The sequence below is a fragment of the Marivivens sp. LCG002 genome, from assembly GCF_030264275.1.
In the GTDB taxonomy this organism is placed as follows: domain Bacteria; phylum Pseudomonadota; class Alphaproteobacteria; order Rhodobacterales; family Rhodobacteraceae; genus Marivivens.
The window spans coordinates 780,135-804,251 of record NZ_CP127165.1; the positions used below are offsets into that span (position 1 = coordinate 780,135).

23 protein-coding genes and 4 tRNA genes are annotated in these 24,117 nt (G+C 60.1%); 10 read left to right on the forward strand and 17 right to left on the reverse strand.

Translation table 11 applies throughout. The annotated features are described in order from the left end of the window. The first annotated feature begins 86 nt into the window (after positions 1-86). Entirely contained in the window at positions 87-1,484 is a 1,398-nt protein-coding gene (locus tag QQG91_RS03980; RefSeq protein WP_285772305.1) for a Do family serine endopeptidase, read from the forward strand. A 45-nt stretch (positions 1,485-1,529) separates the two neighbouring features. Here QQG91_RS03980 and QQG91_RS03985 read toward each other — a convergent pair whose 3' ends face one another. Beyond that, positions 1,530-2,057, reverse strand: a complete 528-nt coding sequence (locus QQG91_RS03985; RefSeq protein ID WP_285771689.1) for a peptidoglycan-binding domain-containing protein — start codon at positions 2,055-2,057, stop codon at positions 1,530-1,532. 161 nt (positions 2,058-2,218) lie between these two features. Between QQG91_RS03985 and QQG91_RS03990 the strand changes: the two genes are divergently transcribed. Next, positions 2,219-2,542 (forward strand): 2Fe-2S iron-sulfur cluster-binding protein, encoded by a 324-nt coding sequence (locus tag QQG91_RS03990; RefSeq protein WP_285771690.1) that lies wholly within the window; start codon positions 2,219-2,221, stop codon positions 2,540-2,542. Continuing rightward, positions 2,542-3,240, forward strand: coding sequence for an FG-GAP repeat domain-containing protein (locus tag QQG91_RS03995; RefSeq protein ID WP_285771691.1), 699 nt, complete (start codon positions 2,542-2,544; stop codon positions 3,238-3,240). The genes QQG91_RS03990 and QQG91_RS03995 overlap by 1 nt, the downstream gene beginning before the upstream one ends. Here QQG91_RS03995 and cobS read toward each other — a convergent pair. Continuing rightward, positions 3,237-4,013: an adenosylcobinamide-GDP ribazoletransferase gene (gene cobS, locus QQG91_RS04000; protein WP_285771692.1), complete on the reverse strand. Its 777-nt coding sequence runs from the start codon at positions 4,011-4,013 to the stop codon at positions 3,237-3,239. The two genes, QQG91_RS03995 and cobS, sit on opposite strands and share 4 nt — an antisense overlap. Before the next feature lie 78 nt (positions 4,014-4,091). On the opposite strand from cobS, the gene cobT reads away from it, so the two are divergent. Beyond that, the gene (cobT, locus tag QQG91_RS04005) at positions 4,092-5,108 is read left to right on the forward strand and encodes a nicotinate-nucleotide--dimethylbenzimidazole phosphoribosyltransferase (protein WP_285771693.1); all 1,017 of its coding nucleotides are present in this window, start codon (positions 4,092-4,094) and stop codon (positions 5,106-5,108) included. Here the strand turns inward: cobT and QQG91_RS04010 are convergent, their stop codons facing one another. Together QQG91_RS04010 and QQG91_RS04015 are read right to left on the reverse strand one after the other, a co-directional pair. Continuing rightward, positions 5,109-7,040 carry a monovalent cation:proton antiporter-2 (CPA2) family protein gene (locus tag QQG91_RS04010; protein WP_285771694.1) on the reverse strand — a complete coding sequence of 644 codons (1,932 nt, stop codon included), beginning with the start codon at positions 7,038-7,040 and terminating at the stop codon, positions 5,109-5,111. 112 nt (positions 7,041-7,152) lie between these two features. After that, positions 7,153-9,690 carry a hypothetical protein gene (locus QQG91_RS04015; protein ID WP_285771695.1) on the reverse strand — a complete coding sequence of 846 codons (2,538 nt, stop codon included), beginning with the start codon at positions 9,688-9,690 and terminating at the stop codon, positions 7,153-7,155. A 157-nt stretch (positions 9,691-9,847) separates the two neighbouring features. On the opposite strand from QQG91_RS04015, the gene QQG91_RS04020 reads away from it, so the two are divergent. After that, the gene (locus tag QQG91_RS04020; RefSeq protein ID WP_285771696.1) at positions 9,848-10,543 is read left to right on the forward strand and encodes an SIMPL domain-containing protein; all 696 of its coding nucleotides are present in this window, start codon (positions 9,848-9,850) and stop codon (positions 10,541-10,543) included. Positions 10,544-10,617: 74 nt separating this feature from the next. Here the strand turns inward: QQG91_RS04020 and QQG91_RS04025 are convergent, their stop codons facing one another. Further along, positions 10,618-11,619, reverse strand: coding sequence for a GT-B fold glycosyltransferase domain-containing protein (locus QQG91_RS04025; protein WP_285771697.1), 1,002 nt, complete (start codon positions 11,617-11,619; stop codon positions 10,618-10,620). Positions 11,620-11,760: 141 nt separating this feature from the next. After that, positions 11,761-11,844: transfer RNA gene (locus QQG91_RS04030), tRNA-Tyr, on the reverse strand. Between the two features lie 148 nt (positions 11,845-11,992). Between QQG91_RS04030 and rlmB the strand changes: the two genes are divergently transcribed. The 3 genes from rlmB to QQG91_RS04045 all read left to right on the forward strand — a co-directional run bounded on the left by rlmB (position 11,993) and on the right by QQG91_RS04045 (position 13,684). Beyond that, positions 11,993-12,772 carry a 23S rRNA (guanosine(2251)-2'-O)-methyltransferase RlmB gene (gene rlmB / locus QQG91_RS04035; protein ID WP_285771698.1) on the forward strand — a complete coding sequence of 260 codons (780 nt, stop codon included), beginning with the start codon at positions 11,993-11,995 and terminating at the stop codon, positions 12,770-12,772. Positions 12,773-12,784: 12 nt separating this feature from the next. Next, positions 12,785-13,087, forward strand: a complete 303-nt coding sequence (locus tag QQG91_RS04040) for a hypothetical protein (RefSeq protein ID WP_285771699.1) — start codon at positions 12,785-12,787, stop codon at positions 13,085-13,087. 177 nt (positions 13,088-13,264) lie between these two features. Beyond that, positions 13,265-13,684 carry a CoA-binding protein gene (locus QQG91_RS04045; RefSeq protein WP_285771700.1) on the forward strand — a complete coding sequence of 140 codons (420 nt, stop codon included), beginning with the start codon at positions 13,265-13,267 and terminating at the stop codon, positions 13,682-13,684. 80 nt (positions 13,685-13,764) lie between these two features. Here QQG91_RS04045 and QQG91_RS04050 read toward each other — a convergent pair whose 3' ends face one another. Genes QQG91_RS04050 through hisA form a run of 4 tightly spaced genes read right to left on the reverse strand, consistent with a single transcriptional unit; the run spans position 13,765 to position 15,898 of the window. Further along, complete coding sequence (locus tag QQG91_RS04050; RefSeq protein WP_285772306.1) at positions 13,765-14,076, reverse strand: phosphoribosyl-ATP diphosphatase; 312 nt, start codon at positions 14,074-14,076, stop codon at positions 13,765-13,767. After that, positions 14,073-14,831 carry an imidazole glycerol phosphate synthase subunit HisF gene (hisF, locus tag QQG91_RS04055; protein WP_285771701.1) on the reverse strand — a complete coding sequence of 253 codons (759 nt, stop codon included), beginning with the start codon at positions 14,829-14,831 and terminating at the stop codon, positions 14,073-14,075. Before hisF ends, QQG91_RS04050 begins: the two co-directional genes overlap by 4 nt. 60 nt (positions 14,832-14,891) lie before the next feature. After that, positions 14,892-15,179, reverse strand: coding sequence for a hypothetical protein (locus QQG91_RS04060; RefSeq protein ID WP_285771702.1), 288 nt, complete (start codon positions 15,177-15,179; stop codon positions 14,892-14,894). Further along, entirely contained in the window at positions 15,176-15,898 is a 723-nt protein-coding gene (hisA, locus tag QQG91_RS04065; RefSeq protein WP_285771703.1) for a 1-(5-phosphoribosyl)-5-[(5-phosphoribosylamino)methylideneamino]imidazole-4-carboxamide isomerase, read from the reverse strand. Before hisA ends, QQG91_RS04060 begins: the two co-directional genes overlap by 4 nt. Before the next feature lie 131 nt (positions 15,899-16,029). On the opposite strand from hisA, the gene QQG91_RS04070 reads away from it, so the two are divergent. Then, positions 16,030-16,419: a DUF2147 domain-containing protein gene (locus tag QQG91_RS04070; protein WP_285771704.1), complete on the forward strand. Its 390-nt coding sequence runs from the start codon at positions 16,030-16,032 to the stop codon at positions 16,417-16,419. Between the two features lie 45 nt (positions 16,420-16,464). Here the strand turns inward: QQG91_RS04070 and hisH are convergent, their stop codons facing one another. The 7 genes from hisH to QQG91_RS04105 all read right to left on the reverse strand — a co-directional run bounded on the left by hisH (position 16,465) and on the right by QQG91_RS04105 (position 23,392). Continuing rightward, positions 16,465-17,106, reverse strand: a complete 642-nt coding sequence (gene hisH, locus QQG91_RS04075) for an imidazole glycerol phosphate synthase subunit HisH (RefSeq protein WP_285771705.1) — start codon at positions 17,104-17,106, stop codon at positions 16,465-16,467. Beyond that, positions 17,103-17,690, reverse strand: a complete 588-nt coding sequence (gene hisB / locus QQG91_RS04080) for an imidazoleglycerol-phosphate dehydratase HisB (protein ID WP_285771706.1) — start codon at positions 17,688-17,690, stop codon at positions 17,103-17,105. The genes hisH and hisB overlap by 4 nt, the downstream gene beginning before the upstream one ends. Before the next feature lie 181 nt (positions 17,691-17,871). Next, a tRNA-Gly gene (locus tag QQG91_RS04085) sits at positions 17,872-17,946 on the reverse strand. A gap of 34 nt (positions 17,947-17,980) precedes the next feature. Continuing rightward, a tRNA-Gly gene (locus QQG91_RS04090) sits at positions 17,981-18,055 on the reverse strand. A gap of 18 nt (positions 18,056-18,073) precedes the next feature. Beyond that, a tRNA-Gly gene (locus QQG91_RS04095) sits at positions 18,074-18,148 on the reverse strand. 150 nt (positions 18,149-18,298) lie between these two features. Further along, positions 18,299-21,742 (reverse strand): pyruvate carboxylase, encoded by a 3,444-nt coding sequence (locus QQG91_RS04100; protein WP_285771707.1) that lies wholly within the window; start codon positions 21,740-21,742, stop codon positions 18,299-18,301. A gap of 138 nt (positions 21,743-21,880) precedes the next feature. Then, positions 21,881-23,392, reverse strand: a complete 1,512-nt coding sequence (locus tag QQG91_RS04105; protein WP_285771708.1) for an MDR family MFS transporter — start codon at positions 23,390-23,392, stop codon at positions 21,881-21,883. Between the two features lie 90 nt (positions 23,393-23,482). Here QQG91_RS04105 and QQG91_RS04110 point away from each other — a divergent pair, with 90 nt between their 5' ends. Then, positions 23,483-24,100, forward strand: a complete 618-nt coding sequence (locus tag QQG91_RS04110; RefSeq protein ID WP_285771709.1) for a MarR family winged helix-turn-helix transcriptional regulator — start codon at positions 23,483-23,485, stop codon at positions 24,098-24,100. Positions 24,101-24,117 lie beyond the last annotated feature (17 nt).

Sequence of the window (24,117 nt, forward strand, 5' to 3'; positions counted from 1 at the left end):
TCGGTTTTGAATTACATTTGCGAGGAGAAAAGTCCGTGTCGTCCAATACTTTCGCGATCACGTCGAACCGTCCCAAACTCGGGGGGATGCTTTCTGCAATTGCTCTTTCCGTCGCCCTGATCGCAGGGCCTGTCCCGCAGGTTCTCGCGCAGGATCGTCCCGCAAGCTTTGCCGAACTCGCAGAGCAGATCAGCCCCGCCGTCGTGAATATCACAACAACCACAACGATTGCGGCGAGCACCTTGCCGCAGGGCGTTGTGCCCGAAGGCTCGCCCTTCGAGGACCTGTTCCGTGACTTCAACGGACCCCAAGGCGGTCCGCGCCGATCGAACGCTCTGGGGTCGGGCTTTGTCATCTCGGAAGACGGTTATGTCGTGACCAACAACCACGTGATCGAAGGCGCCGACGAGATCATGATCGAATTCTTCGAAGGCGGCGAGATGAAGGCCGAAGTGGTCGGCACCGATCCCAACACCGATATCGCCCTTCTCAAGGTCGATGCCACGGGGCTTGATTTCGTGGAATTCGGCGACAGCGACACCTCGCGGGTCGGGGACTGGGTGCTGGCCATGGGCAACCCGCTCGGCCAAGGCTTTTCGGTTTCGGCAGGGATCGTCTCAGCCCGAAACCGTGAATTGTCGGGCACTTATGACGACTACATCCAGACCGATGCCGCAATCAACCGTGGCAACTCGGGCGGGCCTCTTTTCAACCTCGATGGGGATGTGATCGGTGTGAACACCGCGATCCTCTCGCCGAATGGCGGCTCTATCGGGATCGGCTTCTCGATGGCTTCCAACGTGGTCAAGAACGTGGTCGATCAGCTCAAGGAATTCGGCGAGACCCGTCGTGGCTGGCTTGGTGTCCGTATTCAGGACGTGACCGAGGACATGGTCGACGCCATCGTCGGGCTTGAACAGACGGGTGGTGCTTTGGTGACCGATGTGCCCGTCGGCCCCGCGATGGATGCAGGCGTCAAAGCCGGTGACGTGATCATCCGTTTCGACGGCAAAGAAGTCGCAGACACCCGCGAATTGGTGCGCATGGTCGGCAATGCCCCCGTCGGTGCAGAGGTCGATGTGACCGTTCTGCGCGAAGGTGACGAGGTCGAGCTTGTCGTGACTTTGGGACGCCGCGAAACCGCTGAAAGCGTATTGCCCGCGAACATGGAGCCCGATGCCCCCGCAACGGCAGAGCTTTTCGGCATGACCCTTTCCGAGCTGTCCGAAGAGCTCTCGACCCAATACGGGATCAGTACCGATCGCGGTGTGCTAGTGCTTTCGGTCGAAGCAGGAAGTGATGCAGAAGACAAAGGTCTTCGCGAAGGGGATCTGATCACTGAAGCAGGTCAGCAAGCGGTCGAGAATATCGACGACCTCGAAGCGCGCATCAGCGAAGCGCGTGACGCAGGCCGCCGCTCGCTCCTTCTTTTGATCCGTCGCGGCGGAGAGCCCCGTTTCGTCGCTTTGAATATCGAAGAGTGATCAAAGACCACTATTACGCAAAAGGGCGCCCCTGTGGCGCCCTTTTCAGTTCTGGAGGTCCTCGGCGCTGATGGCGACCAAGCCGAAATCCCGCGCGGTCCTGATGTCCAGAAGCGAGCTGTCGTAGCCTTCCTGACGTTGATAGGTCTGGATCGCTTTTTGTGTGGCGTCGTCCATGATCCCGTTGATCGGACCGCTATAGGTCCCACGGGTTCGGAGTGCGCGTTGAAGCGACGCGACAAAGTCTTGCGTCAAGGCTTGTGGACATACGGTTTCAAAAACCACCTCGCGGCGCTCGCGCAGGATCGCTTGCCGCGTCACGGTGCGAAAAACGGCTTGGCTTGTCACGGTGCCGTCTGATGTCACCATCGCGGGCTGGACCATCACATGTTCGGTCACGGTTTCGATGACCGCAGGAGTCACATCACGTCCATAACAGTTCCCCGCGACGTCATATTCGATGGCTTCCGCGTTAAAGCTCGGAGGGTTGGACGAGGGCACAATCCCGCCGGAACAGGCCGACAGGGTCAGCCCGCCGATGAGGGCGGTGAGAATGGATGTGCGACGGGCCAACTGCTCTGCCTCTTGGTGTTTCGCAGACTATAGCCAAGCGCCAAGGCTGAGGCCAGCAAATGTCGCAATGGTGAAGTCGTGCGCGTGTTTTGCACTGGAAAGCGGCATAGGGGTCGCATAGTTTACGCGGGACTGAAAACACTTGAGGGACAAGGCAACTCATGGCGCGCATCACCTATATCGAACACGGCGGCAAAGAACACACGATCGAGGTCAAAAACGGCCTGACCGTGATGGAAGGGGCCCGCGATAACGGTATTCCCGGAATCGAAGCCGACTGCGGCGGTGCATGTGCCTGTTCGACCTGCCACGTCTATGTTGCCGAAGAATGGGTGGAGAAGCTGCCTGCCAAGGACCCGATGGAAGAGGATATGCTTGATTTCGCATATCAACCCGATCCTGCACGTTCGCGCCTGACCTGTCAGATCAAGGTAACGGATGCGCTCGACGGTCTTCGCGTCCAGATGCCCGAAAAGCAGATCTGATGCGGATTGCGGCGGCGCTTTTTGCTCTCTTTCCGCAAATCTGCGCCGCTGACGTGTCCTTTGCCCGCTATGTCGAGCCGACCGATGCCTATGGGCATGGTGCGCTCGCCGGCGGCGAATACGCAGCGCTCGAAGTCGGTTTGACCGATGGGCAAAGCCTGCGTCTGAGCTATCCGCAAGCCGTCTTCGAAGATACCGAACCGCGGCTTGCCGATCTGGATGCCGACGGCGACATGGAAATCATCACCGTTGTCAGCACGTTTGATCAAGGTGCGCGGATACAGGTCTTTGATGTGGCAGAGGACGGCATCCTCCCCATCGCCTCGACCGCGCCGATCGGCACGCGGCACCGCTGGCTCTCGATTGCAGGGATCGCGGATTTCGACGGCAACGGGCTTGTCGAGGTGGCCTTTGTGGATCGTCCCCATCTTGCCAAAGTGCTGCGGTTCGTCGAGTTCGATCATCGGGACCCGCCATGGACAGTCACGCCCAAAGCCGCGCTCGAAGGGCATACAAACCACCGTATCGGTGAAAGCGCCATCAGCGGCGGGCTGCGCAGTTGTGACGGAACACCCGAAGTAATCACCGCAAGCGCGAATTGGTCCCGCGTGCTGGCGACGCGCGGATATGAAACCCGCGATATCGGACCCTATGACGGGCCGCAGAGCCTTGTCGCGGCCTTGGCCTGCGTGGATTAGACCGCCCAACTTGCCAGAGTGACGAGGGCGGTCATTTCGACGACTTGTTGTGTCGCACCGAGGATATCCCCCGTCTGGCCACCGATCTTTGCCAATGCAATTCGCGCGCAGGCAAACGTCGCCACAGCACAAAAGAGAAAGAGCGGCACAAAGGACCAGCCTGCGAACACCACTGCCGCTACAAGCGTGACCACGGAGCCGAGTGCGAGCGTGTCCTTGGACGGTTGGCCGACCGAAGCGCTCAGCCCCGTTCCGCGTGCGTTGGGGAGCGTCGCCATCAAGGCCAGCATCGGGAGCCTGCTGACTGCCGCGACCGCCAGAAGCGGCGCAAACACGGCATTCGTGGAAAAGATCGCCGACAAGGCGCTCCACCGGATCAGCAAAGACAGTCCGAGTGCAAGAACGCCATAAGCACCGATGCGGCTGTCCTTCATGATTTCCAGACGGCGTTCCTTTTCCCAGCCGCCCCAAAGACCGTCCGCAGCATCGGCAAGCCCGTCTTCGTGCATGGCTCCTGTGATGACGATTTGAACCCCGAGAGCGATGGCAGCGGCGACCTGTGCAGGCACGCCGAAGTGCAGCAGCGCCCAAGCGCCCAAGGCCACAACAAACGCAATCATCATGCCCGCTATCGGAAAGGCCCAAGCCGCACCTGCGCCACGTGCTTTCGCTTCGGCAAAGTTCACCGGAATCGGGAGGCGGCTCAAAAGCCCGAGGGACGCAGAAATGTCACTGATTTTAGCGAGCGGTTGTTCAATGTCGTTCGTTGTCATCAATGCGACCTTATTTTGCATTCCAATCTCTTCCCAGACCGTTAGAGAAGACCAAACAAAAATTCAACGAGGAGCATTATGACCGTCCCCTTCAAAACGCTGGAAGAGTTCCGCAAACTTGTCGCAACGGGGCGTCAGCCTGATCAAGCCGCCATCAATGCCGCTGCCGATCGCAACGGCCAATTGACCAAGCCTCCGGGGGCTTTGGGGCGACTTGAGGATCTTGCGATATGGTATGCCGGATGGCGCGGGACAGGGCGTCCGCTTCTCGAAAAGCCGCAGGTCATCGTGTTTGCGGGAAACCACGGTGTTTGCGCACGCGGTGTCTCGGCTTTCCCGCCTGAAGTCACCGTTCAAATGGTGGCAAACTTCGAACATGGCGGCGCAGCGATCAACCAACTGTCAAAAGCCTTTGGCGCCGAGATGTCGGTTGTCTCACTCGATCTCGACCGTCCGACCGCCGATTTCACCGTTGCCCCTGCAATGACCGAGGAAGAGCTTGTGTCGGCTCTGGCCGCAGGCTGGGCCGCTGTGAACCCCGAGGCCGATCTTTTGGTGACGGGGGAGATGGGCATCGGGAACACGACCCCCGCCGCCGCAATCTCGGCCGCTCTTTTCGGCGGCGAGGCAGGCGAGTGGACAGGTCGCGGCACAGGCGTGGACGATGCGGGACTTGATCGCAAGACATCTGCGGTGCGCGACGGCCTTGCGCTGCATGCGGCGCTACTTGCCGATCCGCTTCAGGTGCTTCGCGCCTTGGGCGGTCGCGAGCTTGCCGCAATGGCAGGGGCGATTGCCGCTGCGCGTGCGCACAGCATTCCCGTGATCCTTGACGGCTTTATCTGCTGCGCTTCTGCGGCCGTCCTCGCAAAGATTGCCGAAGGTGCACTCGACCACGCTGTCGCAGGCCACCAGAGCGCCGAAGGTGCACATGCCAAGCTCCTCGCACGTCTCGGCAAAGAGCCGCTGCTTTCGCTCGGTCTCCGTCTTGGCGAAGGGTCGGGCGCGGCTCTGGCCATCGGCGTGCTCAAAGGCGCGATTGCCTGTCATTCGGGCATGGTGACCTTTGCCGAAGCAGGCGTCAGCGAAGGCTGATCACTCCTCAGGGTTCAGGGCGCTGTCCTTGCGGCGGCGCCCACCCGAAAACGGGCGGTTCTCGAGCGCCTTTTTCGCTTCGTCCTTCGAGGTGAGCGAAAGCTCCAGATCGGAATTCAGCTCCTTCGCCTTGGCGATATAGTCTTCGTTCTGGTCCTGACTGATGCCCGGTTTCCAAAGCTGGGCGAGTTCCTTCATCGCGGCGCGGTCGTGTTGATAGAACTGGGTCTCTGCAACCGCAGCTTCGTATTCGCTTAGGCCGAGGTTTTCGAGCGCATAGCGTCCCGCACGAAGCGAGCTGTCGAAGACCTCGCGCACGATGTCGTTCGCACCCGCTGCATAAAGCTCGTAGACATGGCCGCGATCGCGCGCGCGGGCGACGATGTGGATGTCTGGGCGGACTTTGCGGACATAGGCCACAAGCTTGGTCGCCTTGTCTCGGCCATCCACCGCAATCACCATGACTTTGGCATTGTCGATACCCGCAGCCTTGAGAAGGTCGGGGCGTGCAGGATCGCCGAAGAACCCCTTGAAGCCGAATTTGCGCATCGTCTGCACGGTTTCAAGATTGGAGTCGAGCACCACGGTCGAGAACCCCGCGCTCTGGATCAAACGGTTCACGATCTGACCGAAGCGGCCGATCCCCGCGATAATCACGGTGCCGGTTTCGTTGATCTCGTCGCTCGCGGTATCGGTTTCGGGCGATTTGAGATGTTTGATGCGGAATTCATAAAGAATGAAAAGCAGTGGGGTGATGAGCATCGAGAGCGCGATGATCAACAAGAGCCGTTGACCCAGAGCCTCGGTCAAAACGCCTGTAGCCAGAGAAAACGAGATCAGGACAAAGCCGAATTCCCCCGCTTGGGACAGCCCGAGCGTAAAAAGCCAGCGATCCCGCGGCGCAAGTTTCCAGATGCGGGCGAGGGCGTAGAGAATGCCGCCCTTCACAACGATCAGCAAAAGCGTCAGCCCGAGGATGTCGAGCGGTTCACGGAAAAACGCTGTGAAGTTGAACCCAGCTCCGACCGTGATGAAAAAGAGGCCGAGCAAGAGGCCCTTGAACGGCTCAAGGTCGCTTTCAAGCTCGTGGCGGAATTCCGAGTTGGCCAGCACCACACCCGCGAGGAACGTCCCGAGCGCGGGCGAGAGACCGACAAGGTTCATCAAAACGGCAATCGACACCACCATCAAAAGCGCGAGCGCCGTATACATCTCGCGCAGTTTTGCGTGGTGGATATAGCGAAAGACGGGCCGCGTCAGGTAGACCCCGGCAAGCACGATCACGCCCACCGCGCCAAAGGTGACGAGCGTCACGCCCCATGCAGGCAGCCCCTCGACGATCGAGAGGCCATGGTGCCCCGCGTCCGTCGCATCAATCGCCCGCTTGACCGATCCGTCGGGGGCAAGCGTGACGGTCGAGCTGACCGCAAGAAGCGGGAGAAAGGCGAGCATCGGGATAACGGCAATGTCTTGGGTCAGGAGCACCGAAAAAACATTGCGCCCGCCCGCTGTTTGGATGAGCCCCTTTTCCGAAAGGGATTGCAGCACGATTGCGGTCGAGCTGAGCGAGAGGATAAGGCCGACGGCAATCGAGGTTTGCCACGTCTCGTCCATGAGATAGGCCGCCGCCATCAGCACCATCGCCGTGAGCGTCACCTGAACGCCGCCCATCCCGAGAAGTCGGGTCCGCATTTGCCACAATGTCTTTGGGTCAAGCTCGAGACCGATGAGAAAGAGCATCATTACCACGCCGAATTCGGCAAAATGCTGGAGATCTTGGGTCTCGCTTCCCACAAGTCCCGTCAGCGGGCCGATAACGACTCCCGCCAAGAGATAGCCCAGCACCGAGCCAAGTCCGAGACGCGCGGCCAGAGGCACTGCGATGACCGCCGCGCCGAGATATATTGTGGCCTGAAAGAGAAAGGATTCCATAACTTTGGTATCGCTGAACTGCCCTGATGGTTCAACGCAGTTACAGAGGATTCCGTTTCAATTTCTTGAAACAATATCGCTGTTTTTGAAAGAAGGCGGAGTTTACCTGCCGCTAGGGCATCTGGAGCGAATAGGTGCGCCCGTTCTTGACGTAATTCAGCGCATTTTCCCCGATGGCCGTTACCTGTCCGCCATCTATTCCATCGCCGACGCCGACGCGGAGAAACCGCCCGTTGCTCATCCGCACGATTGCAGTGCGACGGTTGGAGGTGCCCGAGACGCCGATCAAATTCATTTCGCGCAGGTTGATCGCGCCGTTTTGCGTGGCGGCCGAAGCGACGCTGCGCGGGCTGGGGCCCGATGGGCTGACCACCGCGGCGGGCTCTACGGCGACGGCGGGGACGCTGCGGGCGGCTTGGACGATGTTGGCAAAGTTGCGGGGGCGGGTATCGGGACGCACAGAAGAGGCGACAGCGGCGTTCGTCGGATTATTAAGACTGCTCGGCGGCGGCGCCGAAGTGGCGATCGCGGCAGCGATAGCGGCGACATCAGACGTGGGAGCTGCCGCAAGTGCGCTCGCCACCGCTTCATCTACGATCGGGTCAGGTTCGGTGACAGGCGGCGGCGCAAGCCCCTCGGGACGCAGTCGCGGACGCAGGGACGCCAATTCGTCATTTGTGAACCCGCCGAGCGCCTCGCGTTCGATTTTTTCGGCAAGCGTGTCGGGACGTTCTTTGGGCCTGAAGCCTGCAAGGGGATCATTTGCCTCGACCTCGGTCTGGGCTGTGGTCGCGTCGGGCTCGGGAAGGGCGGGGCGGAGAGGCGGGATCACATCGGGCTTGCGAGCATAAACCATCACGCCGTCGGGCATCACGGTGCCTTCGGGGGTCGCAAGGATGAATCCGTTCTCGTCACGCGGAAAAACGGTGCCGGGGGCAGGGGGATTGCTGGGCGCGAGCATCGGTCGGTCGCCCGCAAAGGTCACGGGAAGCGCAATCGCATCGGTTCCGATCGTGACGGGATCGATCGCGGGGATAATCACATCGTCCGAGGTTTCGGTGCGGGGCACATAGGCCATGCGCGGGGCGCGCAACCAAACGCCCGTCGCTGCATAAATGCGCTCGGCCTCGGCGGGCGACATCGGAGTGCCCATCTCTTTCGCCTGCTCTTCCTCGGACGTGGCAAGCTCGTCTTGTGTAGTGTCAGCCGCCGCCCTACCGTCTTCGGCCATATCGGCAGCGGCTGTCGCAATGTCGAACTCTTCCTCTTCTGACATCTCGGGAAGCGGAAGAACCTCGGTTTCCTGCGCGAATTGGGTGGTCGCGCTTTCGCCTCGGAACCAACGCGCAAGCGTATCATCCGAATACGAGGCCCAGGCCGCCACGGCAGCAAGAAAGAGGAGCAAGAGAACGGTAAGGATCAGCGCGAGGTAACGCGGGCGTCCGCGTTGATGCTTGCGCGCGCCAAAAATCGTGAGCTGCTCGACCTCGGCCTCGATTTTCTCGACCTCGGGCTTCGCCTTGCGCTTCGGCTTTGCGCGCGTGACAAACCCCGTTAGCAGGCCGCGTAGATCCACTTTGGGAAGCGAAGGCAGCTTGACCGACGGAGCGCGCGTTTCGGCCAAAGGTGCGGTCGGCGTTGCGACACGCGGCGCTTCGAGTTTGGGAGCGGGGCCTTCGGTCGTCTCGCGCGGGACCGCAAGCTGCGGCGCTGCGGCACTCTTTGGGGCAGGCTCGACGCTGGGTGCGGGCGCGGCGCTGCGCGAACGGCTCGCAAAGGTAGGCTCGATCCGCCCGTCGACCTGCGTCGGCGCGGGCCGCGCGGTCAGCGGCGGCATCTTGATGGCTTCGGTCGCTACCGTGCTCGGCTTGGCACGACTGCTGAACACGACCTGTGGCTCGGGCTCCGCATCAAGCGGTGTGGCGGGAGCGGGCGAGGGGTCACTGGTCTCGTCAAACTGGGGAAAGAGATCACCCTGAAGGATGTCCTCTTCGATTTGCGGCGCAAGCCCATCGGGCGCGACGTCCACCGCGAGCGGTTCGGTCGGCTCTACAGCAGGCTGGGCATCCGCTGCCTGCGGTTCCGCCAAAGGCTCTGGGTCCGAAGGCTTGGGCATATGCGCGCGGCCGATGATCCTGACCGCGTCTGCGTCGCGCTCGACCAGTGTCTCGCCCAGCTCCGAAGCCATCGCCGTCATCCCGAAAAACGGCTCGCCGACAAAGGAAAATTCCTCGGGGATCGCTGCAAAGCACACAGGATTGAAATGGAAGCTCTTGGCGAAACTCTCGGCTTCTTCCATGGTCTCCTTTGCGACCGCCGCGACATAGGTCCGGCCCCCGCCCTTGGAGTGGTCATAGCTCAGCTCGTCAAGTGCATAGGGCGTCGTCCCATCCAGAGCCGCTTCGATGTCCGCAGCCTCTGCGCGGGTGCCGTCCAGCGCAAAATATTTGATCTGATCATTCGGTAAAAGGATCTTGCTCCTGATTCCGCCCGGTTCCAGAGCAAGCGCCGTCTGCCTCAGCTGCGCAAGCTCCCCGCCCATATCCTCGGAATCAAGCGCCACCTCCCCCACAAGGTGCCATCCGCCTGTCACCCGATGCAAAAGCCGGATGCCCTCGACAGATAGAGAAAGCGCAAAATTAGGTTTCATGTAATGGCTTTATCACTGTTTGGTCTGGGGCGAAATGTAACGGGCTTGCGCTTCGGGCGCTATAGCAACTTCCCGCCCATCGTCGTTTTGTGACTGGCGACAGGGCGCAGGGCCCCCCATGTTGGCACTATGGTTTTGCACAAATTCGGAGCCGCCCATGCATTTCAGACATCTTCTTGCACTTGCCCTCGTCGCCTTTCCCCTCGCGTCTCAGGCCGAAACACTTCGTAGCATGTCCGTCTCGGGCACATCGGAAATGACGGTGGCCCCCGATCTCGCCACGCTGCGCCTCGGCGTGGAAAGCCGCAGTGACACAGCAGAAGCGGCACTTGAGGAGACCTCGCAAAAAGTCGAAGCGCTTTTGGCTCGCCTCACTGCAAACGGGATTGCGCCTGATCATATCCAAACCTCACAGCTTACGCTGAACCCTGTCTACACCTACGACAACGCTGGTTCCGAACCCCCGAGCCCCAGCGGTTACAGCGCCTCCAATATCGTCACGTTGACGACGACAGACCTTGAGGGCCTTGGCGCCCTGATCGCCCTTGCAAGTGAAGCAGGGGCCAACCGCATCGAGGGGCTGAGCTTCGATCTCGAAAACAAAACCGATATGCTGAACGAAGCGCGACGCGCCGCTGTGTCCGATGCCCGCGCTCGCGCGGGCCTCTATGCCGAAGCCGCCGATGTGCAACTCGGCCCGCTCCTCACCCTGTCCGAAAGCGGCACAGGCTATCAAATGCCGCCCGTGTATCTTCAGGCGATGGAAATGCGCGGCCTTGCCAAAGACGTTCCGATTTCGGGCGGGACGATCACCGTCAGCGCAACAATCGAGGCAACCTTCGCAATAGAGTGAGGCCCATTGCCTTTGTGCCCCAAATATCCCGGGGGACGGCTGCCGAAGGCAGACGGGGGGGCAGAGCCCCCTGTCTAGCGCATCCAGAAGCCTTCGGCTTTGAGGATATTGCGGATTTTCTGCTCGCGCGGCGGCAGATTGTTCCGGTCAAAAAGCGCGCGCACTTTTTCCCCGCGTCCTTGATAGATCATCCGTTTGATCGGCTCATATTCCTTGAGCACCTTCTTGAGCCTATTGGGGGCGCTGATCGCTTCGAGTACCTCGACGGCCCTGTCGCTTTCGCGGGCATAAAGCAGGGGGAACATGCGGTAATGACAGCTGACATCTCCATCAAGCCCGTCAAGTTCGGCGCCGGGACGTCCGCCGCCCAAGGCATGGATCACAAGGGGAAGCGCCACCTGATCCAGCCAAGGATCAAGCGGTTGGATCACCATCTCGGGTGTCGGAGCTTTGCGAATCTCGGTCGCGAACCTGAAAAAGGTCTCGCCAAAGCGTTTCGGGTCGCTTCCATAGAACCAACCCGCGTTGAAATAGAGATAGCGCTCCCAATATTCGTCAGGTTTACCCAAATCGAGCGAACTTTCGAAGTCGAGCCCGAATTTTTCGTAAAGGGATTTCCAGATCGCCGTATAGCCCGGCCAATAAAGCTCTTCGACGGGCCAAGTGCCTTCACGCCGCATCGAGGCCGAGGGGCGCGACCAGTCGAAACCGACTTTGTCGATTTCGCCGGTGATCAGGGTGTCGCTGTCGAAAAACACGAAAGGCTCTCCCTCGGGCAGCGCTGCAAGACATTCGATCTTGTTGCCATAGGGGTAGGCTTGCCCGAAGGCTTTGCTTTCGAAAGATAGGATTTCCGCACCGAGTTCGATCAACTCGTCCTTGATGGCTTTGTCCATCGCGATCGGTTTGGGCCACAAGGGGCCCTGTTTGGGTTCGGCGACGATCATTCGGCCTTTGAAATCGGGAGACGAATGTCTGAGCGAGGCCACAAACAGGAGCGCTTCATATTGAAGTCGCCCTTTGTGCCCGATGATAACGATATTGAAACTCTGATCCGCTTTGGATTTTGTAGACATGCTCCGTCTTGCGCCCCATTCGATGCCCCGTCCGATCTTTTCGATCTTTGGGCAACTATAGGCGGTAGCGGGTCAAATCAAAAGACGCCTTCGGCACACGCGCCGCATCGTTTGAAACTTGACCACCATGTCGGAAGGAGATGGTGGGCGACCCTGGAATCGAACCAGGCGTGGGTCTCCCCGGCGGAGTTACAGTCCGCTGCCGCACCTTGCAGCTCGTCGCCCGAAACAGTGCATTGCTCTGTTTGCGAGGCGCTGAATATGCGCGGCAGCGATGGCCGTCAACAGGAAAATCCCAATCTTTTGCATCTGCTTGTGACTTGCGTTGAAAAGCGGCTCGGCGCATTGAGGGAATGTCAAAGCGGAGAGAGCGATGAAAAAGCCAAAGTGGGTTATCGAAAAGGAACAAAGCAAGCGTGCGGCCGAACAGGAAACTGTATGGCTCTTCGGGTTGCATGCGGTGCGGGACGCATTGTTGAACCCCGCGCGCAAGAAATTGCGCCTTGTCGTCACGGTAAATGCCCAAGCCAAGCTGGCCGATGCGATTGCCGAATCCGGCATGCCCGTTGAGATTTCCGATCCAAGAAAATTTGCTGCCCCCGTGCCCGAAGATTCGGTCCATCAGGGCGCAGCGCTCGAAGTGAAACCGCTCGACTGGGGATCGCTCAAGGATATCGCGCTGGCCGATGGCCCGATGCCGCAGCGGATCGTGATGCTCGACCGCGTCACCGACCCGCATAACGTCGGAGCGATTCTCCGCTCGGCCGAGGTGTTCGGCGCCCGCGCGGTTGTGGGGGTCCAACGCCATTCGGCGCCCGAGACGGGTGCGCTTGCCAAAACCGCCAGCGGCGCGCTCGAGCGCCAGCCCTATGTGCGGGTGCGCAATCTGGCCGATGCGATGATCGAGCTCAAGGAGCTCGGGTTCATCATTCTGGGGCTCGACGGAGAGGCCGACACGACCATCGAAGCGGCGCTTGCGGGCAAATTCGACCGTCCTGTCGCACTTGTGATGGGTGCAGAAGGTCCGGGTTTGCGCGAAAAAACCAAGGAAACCTGTGATTTTCTGGTGAAAATCGACGCAGCGGGCGGATTTGGCTCTCTCAACGTCTCCAACGCGGCCGCAGTCGCCCTATATGCAAGTAAAGGACGCTGAACCGGAGGGCCTATGTCGGAGGCGCGCATCGCTACCTGTTGTTATTGCGGCACCCGTGCCGCATTCGAGATGTCATACGGCGGGCGACATGAGCTTGTTTGCACATCCTGTGGCGCGCCGCTCTCCAAGATCGAAGCTGCGATGAAGTCCTCTCCCTCGGCGCGGGCTCCGCAGCCCGATGCCAAGCCGCGCGACTTTGATGTTGCGGAACTGGCCGAGGCGTTTCTGGGCGGCAAATCGAAGAAGAAAAAGAAATCCAAATCCAAAAAAGCGGTGAAGGGTCTATTCGATTTCATCGAGGATATTTTCGACTAAGGATTCTTCCCCGCGCTTAAAGCTCTGTTCACGAATTGCTGAGAGGGTCTTTTGTGTCAGGATGTCCAGCATAGATAACTGATAGGCAGTGAACCGGAACTTTCACTGTTTACCTACTGTCCCTCGTTCCATACCTTACGCCCGGGCCCTGTCTCGGGCGTTTTTTTGAGGATCACCATGGGCTATTCCGACGATTATCTGCGCGGGTTACTGACCGATGTGAAGCGCATCGCGCTTGTCGGATATTCAGCCAATCCTGCGCGTGCGTCGCATGCTGTCGCGCACTATCTTGTCGAGCGCGGGTATGAGGTGATTGCAGTGAACCCGGGCCTTGCCGGACAGGCGTTTGCAGGTGGTCCGATTTACGCTTCGCTCGCCGAGATTCCACAGGATGTCGATATGGTCGATGTCTTTCGCGCCTCCGAAGCAGTGCCGGAGATCGTGGAGGAAGCCCTAACACGCTGGCCCTCGCTCAAGGCGATCTGGCTGCAAATCGGTGTGATCAACGATGCGGCTTTGGAACGGGCCGAAGCGCGTGGCGTGCGCACGGTCCAGAACCTCTGTCCCAAGATCGAAATCCCGCGCCTCGGGCTTTAGGCGTGCTTTGAGGGGAGGGGCTCTGCCCCTCTGCGCCTTTGGCGCATTCACCCCGGGATATTTTTCGGCACAAAGGCAGATCAGCCGCGTGACGCTTTTTCCGCGATGCCCGATTGCGTGGTGCGGCGGTCGAGTTCGGCTTCGATATCCGCAAGCGTGATGTCGCGGGCGGCGCACATCACCAAGAGGTGGTAGAGACTGTCTGCGGCTTCGCCGATGAGTTTGTCGCGGTCGCCTTTGACGGCTTCGATGATGGCCTCGATCGCTTCTTCACCGAATTTTTCGGCGCATTTCTCGGGGCCCTTCGCGAAAAGCTTGGCCGTCCAGGAGCTTTCGGGGTCGGCGGATTTGCGGGCCTGAATGGTTTTGTCGAGATCGTAAAGGGACATCAGAGCCTCACTGGAATGCCTGCGGCGGCCATATGGGCCTTGGCCTCGCCGATGGTGTATGTGCCGAAGTGGAAGATCGAAGCGGCAAGCACGGCCGAAGCCCCGCCTTTGGTCACGCCTTCGACAAGGTGGTCGAGTGTGCCGACGCCCCCCGAGGCTATCACGGGAATATCGACCGCCTCGCTGATCGCTTTGGTGAGGGGAAGGTTGAACCCCGCTTTGGTGCCGTCGCGGTCCATCGAGGTGAGAAGGATTTCGCCTGCGCCTTTTTCCTGCGCTTTGATTGCGAATTCGATTGCATCGATGCCGGTCGGCTTGCGCCCGCCGTGGGTAAAGATTTCCCAGCGGCCGGGTTCGACCGTCTTGGCGTCGATGGCGCACACGATACACTGCGAGCCGAAACGCAGCGCCGCTTCAGTCAGAACATCGGGATTTGCCACAGCGGCCGAGTTGAAGCTCACTTTGTCGGCACCGGCAAGGAGCAGGGCGCGCACGTCCTCGTGGGTGCGCACGCCGCCGCCCACGGTCAGCGGCATGAAACAGGCCTCTGCGGTGCGGGTCACGAGGTCGAACATCGTGCCGCGGTTTTCGTGGGTTGCATGGATGTCGAGAAAGCACAGCTCGTCCGCGCCGGCAGCGTCATAGGCTTTGGCGGCTTCGACCGGATCGCCTGCGTCGATCAGATCGACGAAGTTCACGCCTTTGACCACACGGCCATCGGCCACGTCGAGGCAGGGGATGATGCGGGTTTTGAGCATGGGGCGCGCCTTTTCTCGTCTCTTGGCCTCTCATAGAGCGGGGCGCGGCGTGATGCAACGTCAGCGGCGGCGCCAGCGCAGGAACATATCGATCGAGAAAAGAGCGAGAAGCGCGAGCGCCAGAAAGCCCGCGAGAGGGAGCGTAAGGATCAGCAGCCAGCCCGAGATCGAGGCCGCAGCAAGGGTGCTCCCCCAGTCGGTGCCGCCCACGAAACAAGGATAGATGCCTGCTTCATCGAGCCTGCAGCCGTGGTTCTGGGCAAACCGGCTTGCCCAGAAGATCAGGGGGATCGGTAAAAGACAAAGCGCTATGCCGATCCCCAACACGAGATAGGCGAGCCGCTTCACGCCTTGAGGACTTGGAGGGCTTCGGCCAGATCGATGGCGCCGTCATAGAGTGCGCGGCCCGATATTGCGCCGTCAAGCGGAGCACCGCAGGACTTGAGATTGCGCAGATCCTCGAGCGAGGAAACGCCGCCCGAGGCGATGACGGGGATCGAAACGGAACGGGCAAGCTCTGCCGTTGCTTCGATGTTCGGGCCCTGCATCGCGCCGTCACGGTTGATGTCGGTATAGATGATGGCGGCGACCCCTGCGTCTTCGAAGGACTTGGCCAGATCGGTGACAAGAACGTCCGTCTCGGTGGCCCAGCCTTTGGTGGCCACGCGACCGTTGCGGGCGTCGATGCCTACGGCAACATGACCGGGGAACGCGCGGGCGGCTTCGCGGACAAGATCGGGGTTCTCGACGGCGACGGTGCCGAGAATGACGCGGCTCAGGCCTTTGGACAGCCAGCGCTCGATCGTCGCCATGTCGCGGATGCCGCCCCCGAGTTGGGCAGGCACCTTGCAGTCGCGCAGAATGGCTTCGACGGGGGCGGCGTTGACGGGTTCGCCCGCGAAAGCACCGTTGAGGTCGACAAGATGGAGCCATTCGCAGCCGGCTTCGACAAACGCGCGGGCCTGAGCGGCGGGGTCCGTATTGAAGACGGTGGCCTGATCCATGTCGCCTTTGTAGAGGCGCACGGCGTTGCCGTCCTTGAGATCAATGGCGGGATAAAGGATCATGGGCTTACCTTTTCTTTGCTTGTGGCCGTTATGCATGACGGAGCAAAGAATGCAACGACAGGCGGCGACCCAAGGTAATGCTTGCTTAGAATCATGAACCTCGGGAAACCTGCCGCAAAAGGGAGGACTGCATGAAAAAGATTGCTACGACGATTGCGGCTTTTGTGCTGAGCGCGGGGGCGGCTTTTGCCGCCGATCCGATTGAAGGAATGTGGCGGACGGTGCCCGACAACAACGGCAACACCGGTCTGATCGAGGTCAAGGTTTGCGGAACCACGTTTTGCGGGGTCCTGACGCAGGCGTTTGATTCGAACGGTGCGGTCATGGCATCGGACAACATCGGCAAAGAAATCATCTTCGAGACGGTTCCGCACGGGAATGGCCGTTACTCGGGCAAGGTCTTTGCGCCCGACAGCGGCAAGACCTATTCGTCCAAGCTGGTGCTCGACGGTGACAATCTTTCGGTATCCGGTTGCGTTCTGGGGCTCTGCCGCAACGGTGGCACCTGGATCCGTCAATAAGACCGACGAAAAATGCGACACCCGCCGAAGGGCGGGTGTTGTGCTTTAGGGCTTCCAGTCGAGGAAGTTCGAAATGATCCTCAATCCCGTGGCCTGACTTTTCTCGGGATGGAATTGGGTGCCGATGATATTGTCGCGCCCGACAATGGCCGTGATGTCGCCTGCATAATCCACATGTGCGATCCGTTCTGCCTTGTTCTCCACCGCCATATGGTAGGAGTGGACGAAGTAGGCATGATCGCCCGTTCTGATGCCGGCAAGAACGGGGTGCGGATGGTCGATAACCAAATCGTTCCAGCCCATGTGCGGCACTTTGAGCGAGGTGTCCGCGGGGGCGATGTGGGTGATCTCGCCCTTGATCCAGTCGAATCCCGTGGTCACTTCGTATTCGTGGCCGCGTGTCGCGAGCATCTGCATGCCGACGCAAATCCCCATGAAGGGCACGCCGCGGGTCTCGACCGCCTCGACGATGGCTTCGGCGACGCCGTCGACCGCATAGAGTGCCTTTCGGCAGGCCGGAAAAGCGCCGTCGCCCGGCAGAACGATACGATCCGCTTTGGCGACGACATCCGCGTCAGAGGTCACGACAACGGTGCCGTGACCGCTTTCGCGCGCCATGCGTTCAAAGGCCTTTTGCGCAGAGTGCAGATTGCCGCTGTCGTAATCGACAAGAACCGTGAGGGTCACAGGGCACCTTTGGTCGAGGGCAAGGCGTTCGACATGCGCGGGTCGGTTTCGACGGCCATGCGCAATGCCTTGGCCAGAGCCTTGAAGGCGGCCTCGGCGATGTGGTGGCTGTTCACGCCGTGCACGAGGTCGACATGGAGCGTGATACCGCCATGGAGGCTGATCGCCTGAAAGAATTCGCGCACCAGCTCGGTGTCGAAGGTGCCGATCTTTTCTGCCGTGAAGGGGCAGTTCCAGACAAGATAGGAGCGTCCCGACAAATCGAGGGCGCAGCGGACCTGCGTGTCGTCCATGGCGAGCGCGAAGTGCCCGTAGCGGTTGATGCCCTTTTTGTCGCCCAAGGCTTTGACGAGGGCCTGACCGATGGCGATGCCCGTATCCTCGACGGTGTGGTGATCATCGATGTGGTAATCGCCTTCGGCGCGGATGGTCATGTCGATCAGGGAGTGACGCGACAGCTGGTCGAGCATGTGGTCGAAAAAGCCGACGCCCGTTTTGTTGTCATAGGTGCCTGTGCCGTCGAGGTTCAACTCGACAGAGATCGACGTTTCCGCCGTCTTGCGTGTGATCAAAGCCGTCCGCATGGAGCCTCCGTTGAATTTAACTGGCTTATAGGGGCGGGAGGACGAAAGGCCAAGCATTTCAAGCGCAGCAGGGGCGCTGCCCCTCTGCGCCCGATGGGCGCATTCACCCCGGGATATTTGGAGCACAAAGGCAAGGCAGGCCCGAAAAACAAAAAACCTCCCCGAAGGGAGGTTCTTTTGTTGGAGCGGGCGAGGCGATTCGAACGCCCGACCCTAACCTTGGCAAGGTTATGCTCTACCCCTGAGCTACGCCCGCACCTGAGCTTTGACCGTGAGGTCTGGGTCTGACTTGGAGCGGGCGAGGCGATTCGAACGCCCGACCCTAACCTTGGCAAGGTTATGCTCTACCCCTGAGCTACGCCCGCACCGTTGTCAGACCGAATTGGAGCGGGCGAGGCGATTCGAACGCCCGACCCTAACCTTGGCAAGGTTATGCTCTACCCCTGAGCTACGCCCGCTTCCTTTTCGGTGGGCGTGAGATATGAAATGGAGCGGAAGGCTGCAAGGGGAAAACGCGCTTCGGGCAAAATTTTTTGCCGATCAAGGCCGTTGCATAGAGAAAGGGCGGGGTCCGTGCCCCGCCCTTTCGGTTTGGTCGCGAATGCCCCTTATTCGAATTCGATGAGCAGGTCCTTGGCGTCGATTTGGCCGCCTGCGGAAACGAAGACCGATTTGACGACCGCATCGCGATCGGCATGGATACCCGTTTCCATCTTCATCGCTTCGATGGTCAGGAGGAGATCGCCTGCTTTGACTTCTTTACCCGCCTGAGCAGCAACAGTGGCCACCACCCCGGGCATCGGCGCGCCGATGTGGTTCGGGTTGCCCGCTTCGGCCTTGGGGCGGACCGCTTTGGTTGCCGTGGCTGCGCGGTTCGGCACGCGAATGGTGCGCGGCTGGCCGTTCAGTTCGAAGAAGACTTTGACCTCGCCGTTCTCGTCCATGTCGCCGACGGCTTGGAGGCGGATTTCGAGCGTTTTGCCGGGATCGATTTCGGCGCTGATCTCTTCGCCCGCAGCCATGCCGTAGAAGAAGGTCTTTGTCGGAAGCGTGCGCACGGGGCCATAGGTGCGGTGACGGCCCATGTAGTCGAGGAAGACCTTGGGATACATCAGATATCCGTTCAGGTCCTCGTTATCGACGGCTTTGCCCTCGAGCTGTTTGGAAAGGTCGGCACGGACCTCTTCGAGGTTGACGGGCTTGAGGTGCTTTCCGGGGCGGTCGGTGATCGGGGTCTCGCCTTTGAGGATCTTTTTCTGAAGATCGGCAGGCCAGCCGCCCGGGGGTTGGCCGAGACTGCCCTTCATCATGTCGATGACCGAGTCGGGGAAGACGACGTCGCTTGCGGGGTCCTGGACCTGGGCGGGGGTGAGACCTTGCGAGACCATCATAAGCGCCATGTCCCCGACCACTTTGGACGAGGGGGTCACTTTGACGATATCGCCGAACATCATGTTCACGTCGGCATAGGCCTGTGCGACTTCGTGCCAACGCTCTTCTAGGCCAAGCGAACGGGCCTGTGCCTTGAGGTTGGTGAACTGGCCACCCGGCATTTCGTGGAGATAGACTTCGGAGGCGGGCGACTGGAGACCCGATTCAAAGGCGACATATTGGGCGCGGACCTGTTCCCAGTAGTTGGAAATCTCGCGGATCGCTTTGATATCGAGGCCTGTGTCGCGCTCGGTGCCGCGCAGGGCTTCGACGATCGAGCCCATGGTCGGCTGCGAGGTGCCGCCCGAGAAGCTGTCCATCGCGGCGTCGATGACATCAACGCCTGCATTCGCAGCCGCGATCACGGTCGCGATCGAAGCGCCCGAGGTGTCGTGTGTGTGGAAGTGGATCGGCAGGCCGACCTCTTCCTTGAGCGCTTTGACGAGGGCGGCGGCGGCAGCGGGTTTCAGGAGGCCCGCCATATCCTTGAGGCCGAGCACATGCGCGCCGGCAGCTTCAAGTTCTTTGGCCATGCCCACATAGTACTTGAGATCATACTTTGCGCGGGCAGGGTCGAGCATGTCGCCCGTGTAGCAAATGGTGCCTTCGCAAACTTTGTTCGCCTCAATCACGGCGTCCATCGCGACGCGCATGTTTTCGACCCAGTTGAGCGAGTCGAAGACGCGGAACACATCGACGCCCGACTCGGCGGCCTGACGCACGAATTCCTGCACGACGTTGTCGGGGTAGTTGGTATAGCCGACACCGTTCGATGCACGCAGCAGCATCTGGGTCATCACGTTGGGCATGGCCGCGCGGATGTCGCGCAGACGCTGCCACGGGCATTCCTGCAAGAAGCGATAGGCCACGTCGAAGGTCGCGCCGCCCCAGCATTCGACCGAGAAGAGGTTCGACATCTTTTGCGCATAAGCGGGGGCCACGCGGATCATATCGATCGAGCGCATGCGGGTCGCCAAAAGGGACTGGTGCCCATCGCGCATCGTCGTGTCGGTGATCAAAAGCTGGTTCTGGTTGCGAAGCCAGTCTGCCACGGCGGCGGGGCCGTGCTGGTCAAGGATCTGGCGGGTGCCGTTCTGGACCTCGGCCCCCGGTTTGACGGGGGCTTTGGGGTCTTTGAGGTCGGCAGGCGGGCGCGGACGGCCTGCGGTCTCGGGATGACCGTTGACGGTGATATCCGCGATATAGGTCAGGATCTTGGTCGCGCGATCGCGGCGCTTGGAGAAGTTGAAGAGCTCCTGCGTCGTATCGATGAACTTGGTCGTATATTCGTAGTTCAGGAACGTCGGGTGCTTGAGAAGGTTGATCACAAACTCGATGTTCGTCGACACGCCGCGAATACGGAATTCCCGCAGTGCGCGGTCCATGCGGGCGATGGCCATTTCAGGGGTGGGCGCACGCGCGGTGATCTTGGTCAAAAGCGAGTCGTAATAGCGGGTGATCACGGCGCCCGAATAGGCCGTGCCGCCGTCAAGACGGATGCCCGGACCCGTGGCGGAGCGATAGGTCTGGATGCGACCATAATCGGGGATGAAGTTGTTCGACGGGTCTTCGGTGGTCACGCGGCACTGGAGCGCGTGGCCGTCAAGTTTGACATCATACTGAGAGGCGCAGCCAGTGGCCTCCACGATGGACTTGCCTTCTGCGATAAGGATCTGGGCGCGAACGATGTCGATGCCTGTCACCTCTTCGGTGACGGTGTGCTCGACCTGAACACGGGGGTTCACCTCGATGAAGTAGAACTCGCCCGAATCCATATCCATCAGGAACTCAACGGTGCCCGCGCATTCATAGTTCACGTGTTCGCAGATTTTCTTACCGAGGCTGCAAATCCGCTCGCGCTGGGTTTCGGTGAGGTATGGGGCAGGGGCGCGTTCGACGACCTTTTGGTTACGGCGCTGGACCGAGCAGTCGCGCTCCCAAAGGTGATATATCGTGCCGTGCTTGTCGCCGAGGATCTGGACTTCGACGTGGCGCGCGCGGGTGATCATCTTTTCAAGATAGCCTTCCCCGTTGCCAAAGGCGGCTTCGGCCTCGCGGCGGCCTTCACGCACTTTTTCCTCGAGTTCCTTTTCCGTGAGGATCGGGCGCATCCCGCGACCGCCGCCACCCCAAGACGCCTTGAGCATCAGGGGATAGCCGATCTCGGCTGCTTCTTTGCGGATGGCGTCCATATCATCGCCAAGCACTTCGGTTGCAGGGATGACCGGAACGCCCGCGGCAATGGCGACCTTGCGGGCGCTGGCCTTGTCGCCCAGCTCGCGCATGGTCTTGGCCTTGGGGCCGATAAAGGTGATCCCTGCGGCCTCGCAGGCGTCGACGAATTGGGGGTTTTCCGAAAGTAGACCGTAACCAGGGTGGATGGCATCAGCACCCGACATTTTGGCGACGCGGATGATTTCTTCGATGCTGAGATAGGCGGCAACGGGACCCATACCTTCGCCGATGCGATACGCTTCGTCCGCTTTGAAGCGGTGGAGACCGAGTTTGTCCTCTTCGGCGTAAACCGCGACGGTCTTTTTCCCCATCTCGTTCGCAGCACGCATGATGCGAATGGCGATTTCACCGCGGTTGGCGATCAGAATTTTCTTGAATTCGGGCATGGCAAACGGTCCCCTTTTGCAGTTGCAGCAATCTGTAGGGACATTTGCAGGGGGGTCAACCGTAAAACGCATATTTGTTAGCGTTAACGTAAATGGCTTGGCAGAATAATCGATTATTCTGCCAAGCCATCGATTGTATTACTCGCCTTTGGGAACCTGACGGTTGATGAGGGGGATTTCCTCAAGCAAAAGCGAGAAAAGTATACCGATGAATGCAAGACCGCCTGCGATCCAGAAGATCGGATGAATCGCATTGACGACGGCATCTCCGACGAGCGCTTTCACATTGTCGGGCAGGTTGCGCAGGGCGGCGGGGCTGAATTCGCCGCCCCCGTTCCCCATCGCAAAACCTTCCATTTGCGATGCAAGACGGGCGGAGAACAGCGCGCCGAATGCTGCAACTGCGAGCGAGCCGCCGACCTGACGGAACATCAGGCCCGCAGCGGTTGCGGTGCCGATGACTTCCATCGGGACGGCGTTCTGCACGGCGGTGGTGACGACGGGAAAAATACAGCCCATCCCGAGGCCGACAAAGACGATGCAGAAAGCGAAATAAGCAGTGCTCGAGTCGGCGGTGATCTGGCTCAGAAGAGCCATGCCGATGATGAGCGCGCTCATCCCCACGATGGGAATCCATCGGTATTTACCGGATCTGCCCATCGAGCGGCCTGCAATGGCCGATGAAAACAGGATGCCGAAGGTCATCGGAACCAGCATGAGACCCGAAACGGTCGGGGTCACGCCCTTGGCGATCTGAAGGTAGATCGGCAAGAATGTGATGGAGCCGAACATCACGGCCCCTGCAATGAAGCCGATCACGCTCGTGACCCAGAAGACGTTCTTTTTGAAAAGACCGAGCGGCAGGATCGGCTCTTCGGCGCGGGCCTCGACCCAGATAAAGCCGACGAGCGAGACAAGCGACACGGCGGCAAGGCCGATGATCTGAACCGAATCCCACGCAAAAGTCTGGCCGCCGAGCGAGGTAAAGAGCGTCATCCCCGCCAAAGTGGTTGAAAGGAGTGCTGCGCCCCACCAGTCGATCTTGTGTTTGACGCGGCGGCCTGTCGGTTTGAACGCATAGGCAAAGCCCGCAACCGCCAAAGCGCCGAAGGGGATGTTGATATAGAAAATCCAGTGCCAGCTGAACACCTCGACGAACCAGCCGCCCAAGAGCGGCCCGATCACTGACGAGACCGAAAAGACGGCGGCGAAAATACCTTGGGTTTTGCCGCGATCCTTGGGTGGGATCACCTCGCCGATGACCGAGAGAGCAAGCACGAAAAGACCGCCGCCCCCAAGACCCTGAAGCGCACGCGCAAGGATGAGAAAGGTCATATTGCTCGCGATACCGCAGAGTGCGGAGCCCAGCAGGAACAGACCCACCGAAACGAACACCGTGTTGCGGCGACCATAAAGGTCTCCGAGTTTGCCGTAGAGCGGCGCCACGACAGTCGAAGCGAGGATATAGGCCGTTACCACCCATGACAGGTGCTCGAGCCCGCCCAGATCCGCAACAATCGTCGGAAGTGCGGTGGACACGATGGTCTGGTCGAGAGCGGCGAGCAGCAGCAAAACACCGATCGAGCCGATGATAAGCCGAAGATTCGGGGCGTCGGCAGGGGCCGGCGCGGAATGTGATTGGGTAGACATTTGATGATCCTAAGGGGATTTCCGCTGGCGAGAGTCTATTGCGTCAATATGTGACAATGGCATATATATGACAAAAGCATATATTTGACAATGGCACATAAAAACGGAAGCAGCGCCCAGATGAGCGAAGAGCACGACATTTTCCGCCCCGATCCGCGCATTCAGGCCAAAGTGTCGGAACGTCTCGCGGTGAGAGGGTTTTCAGAGGAAGCCATTGACGCTCTGATGCGTTTCGACGTGGCGAATTTCCATTGGCGTCGCCTGTACGAAAAGGGAGAGTTCCAAGGCAAAATGATCGAAGGTCTCGAAACGCCGCTCGAGCCTGCGATGCTTCAGGGACTCATCGCGATTGCCCGACTGAATGCGGGGGTGGGGTTGCTCCGTCCCGAAGAGCCGACGATCGGCCGCGTTGCCGAATTGATGGAAGTCGACCCCTCGCGCGCGTCGCGGATCGTTGCCGAGCTTGTCTCCAGAGAAGTCGCGGTGCGCCGACCGTCGCAATCCGATGCGCGCAAGAGCGTGATCGATCTTACGCCGAAGGGGGGCAAATACATCTCGGATTTCATGACATCGAAGTGGCGCCTTATGGTGCAAATCTTCGAAGACTGGCCCGAGGAGGATATCGAACGGTTCTCAATCCTGTTCCAGAGGTATGTGCTCGGTGTCGCGCGCGTGACGGGGGCCTCTCTCCTCGGGGACGAGAAATAGCCCCGCAAGTCGCGAAC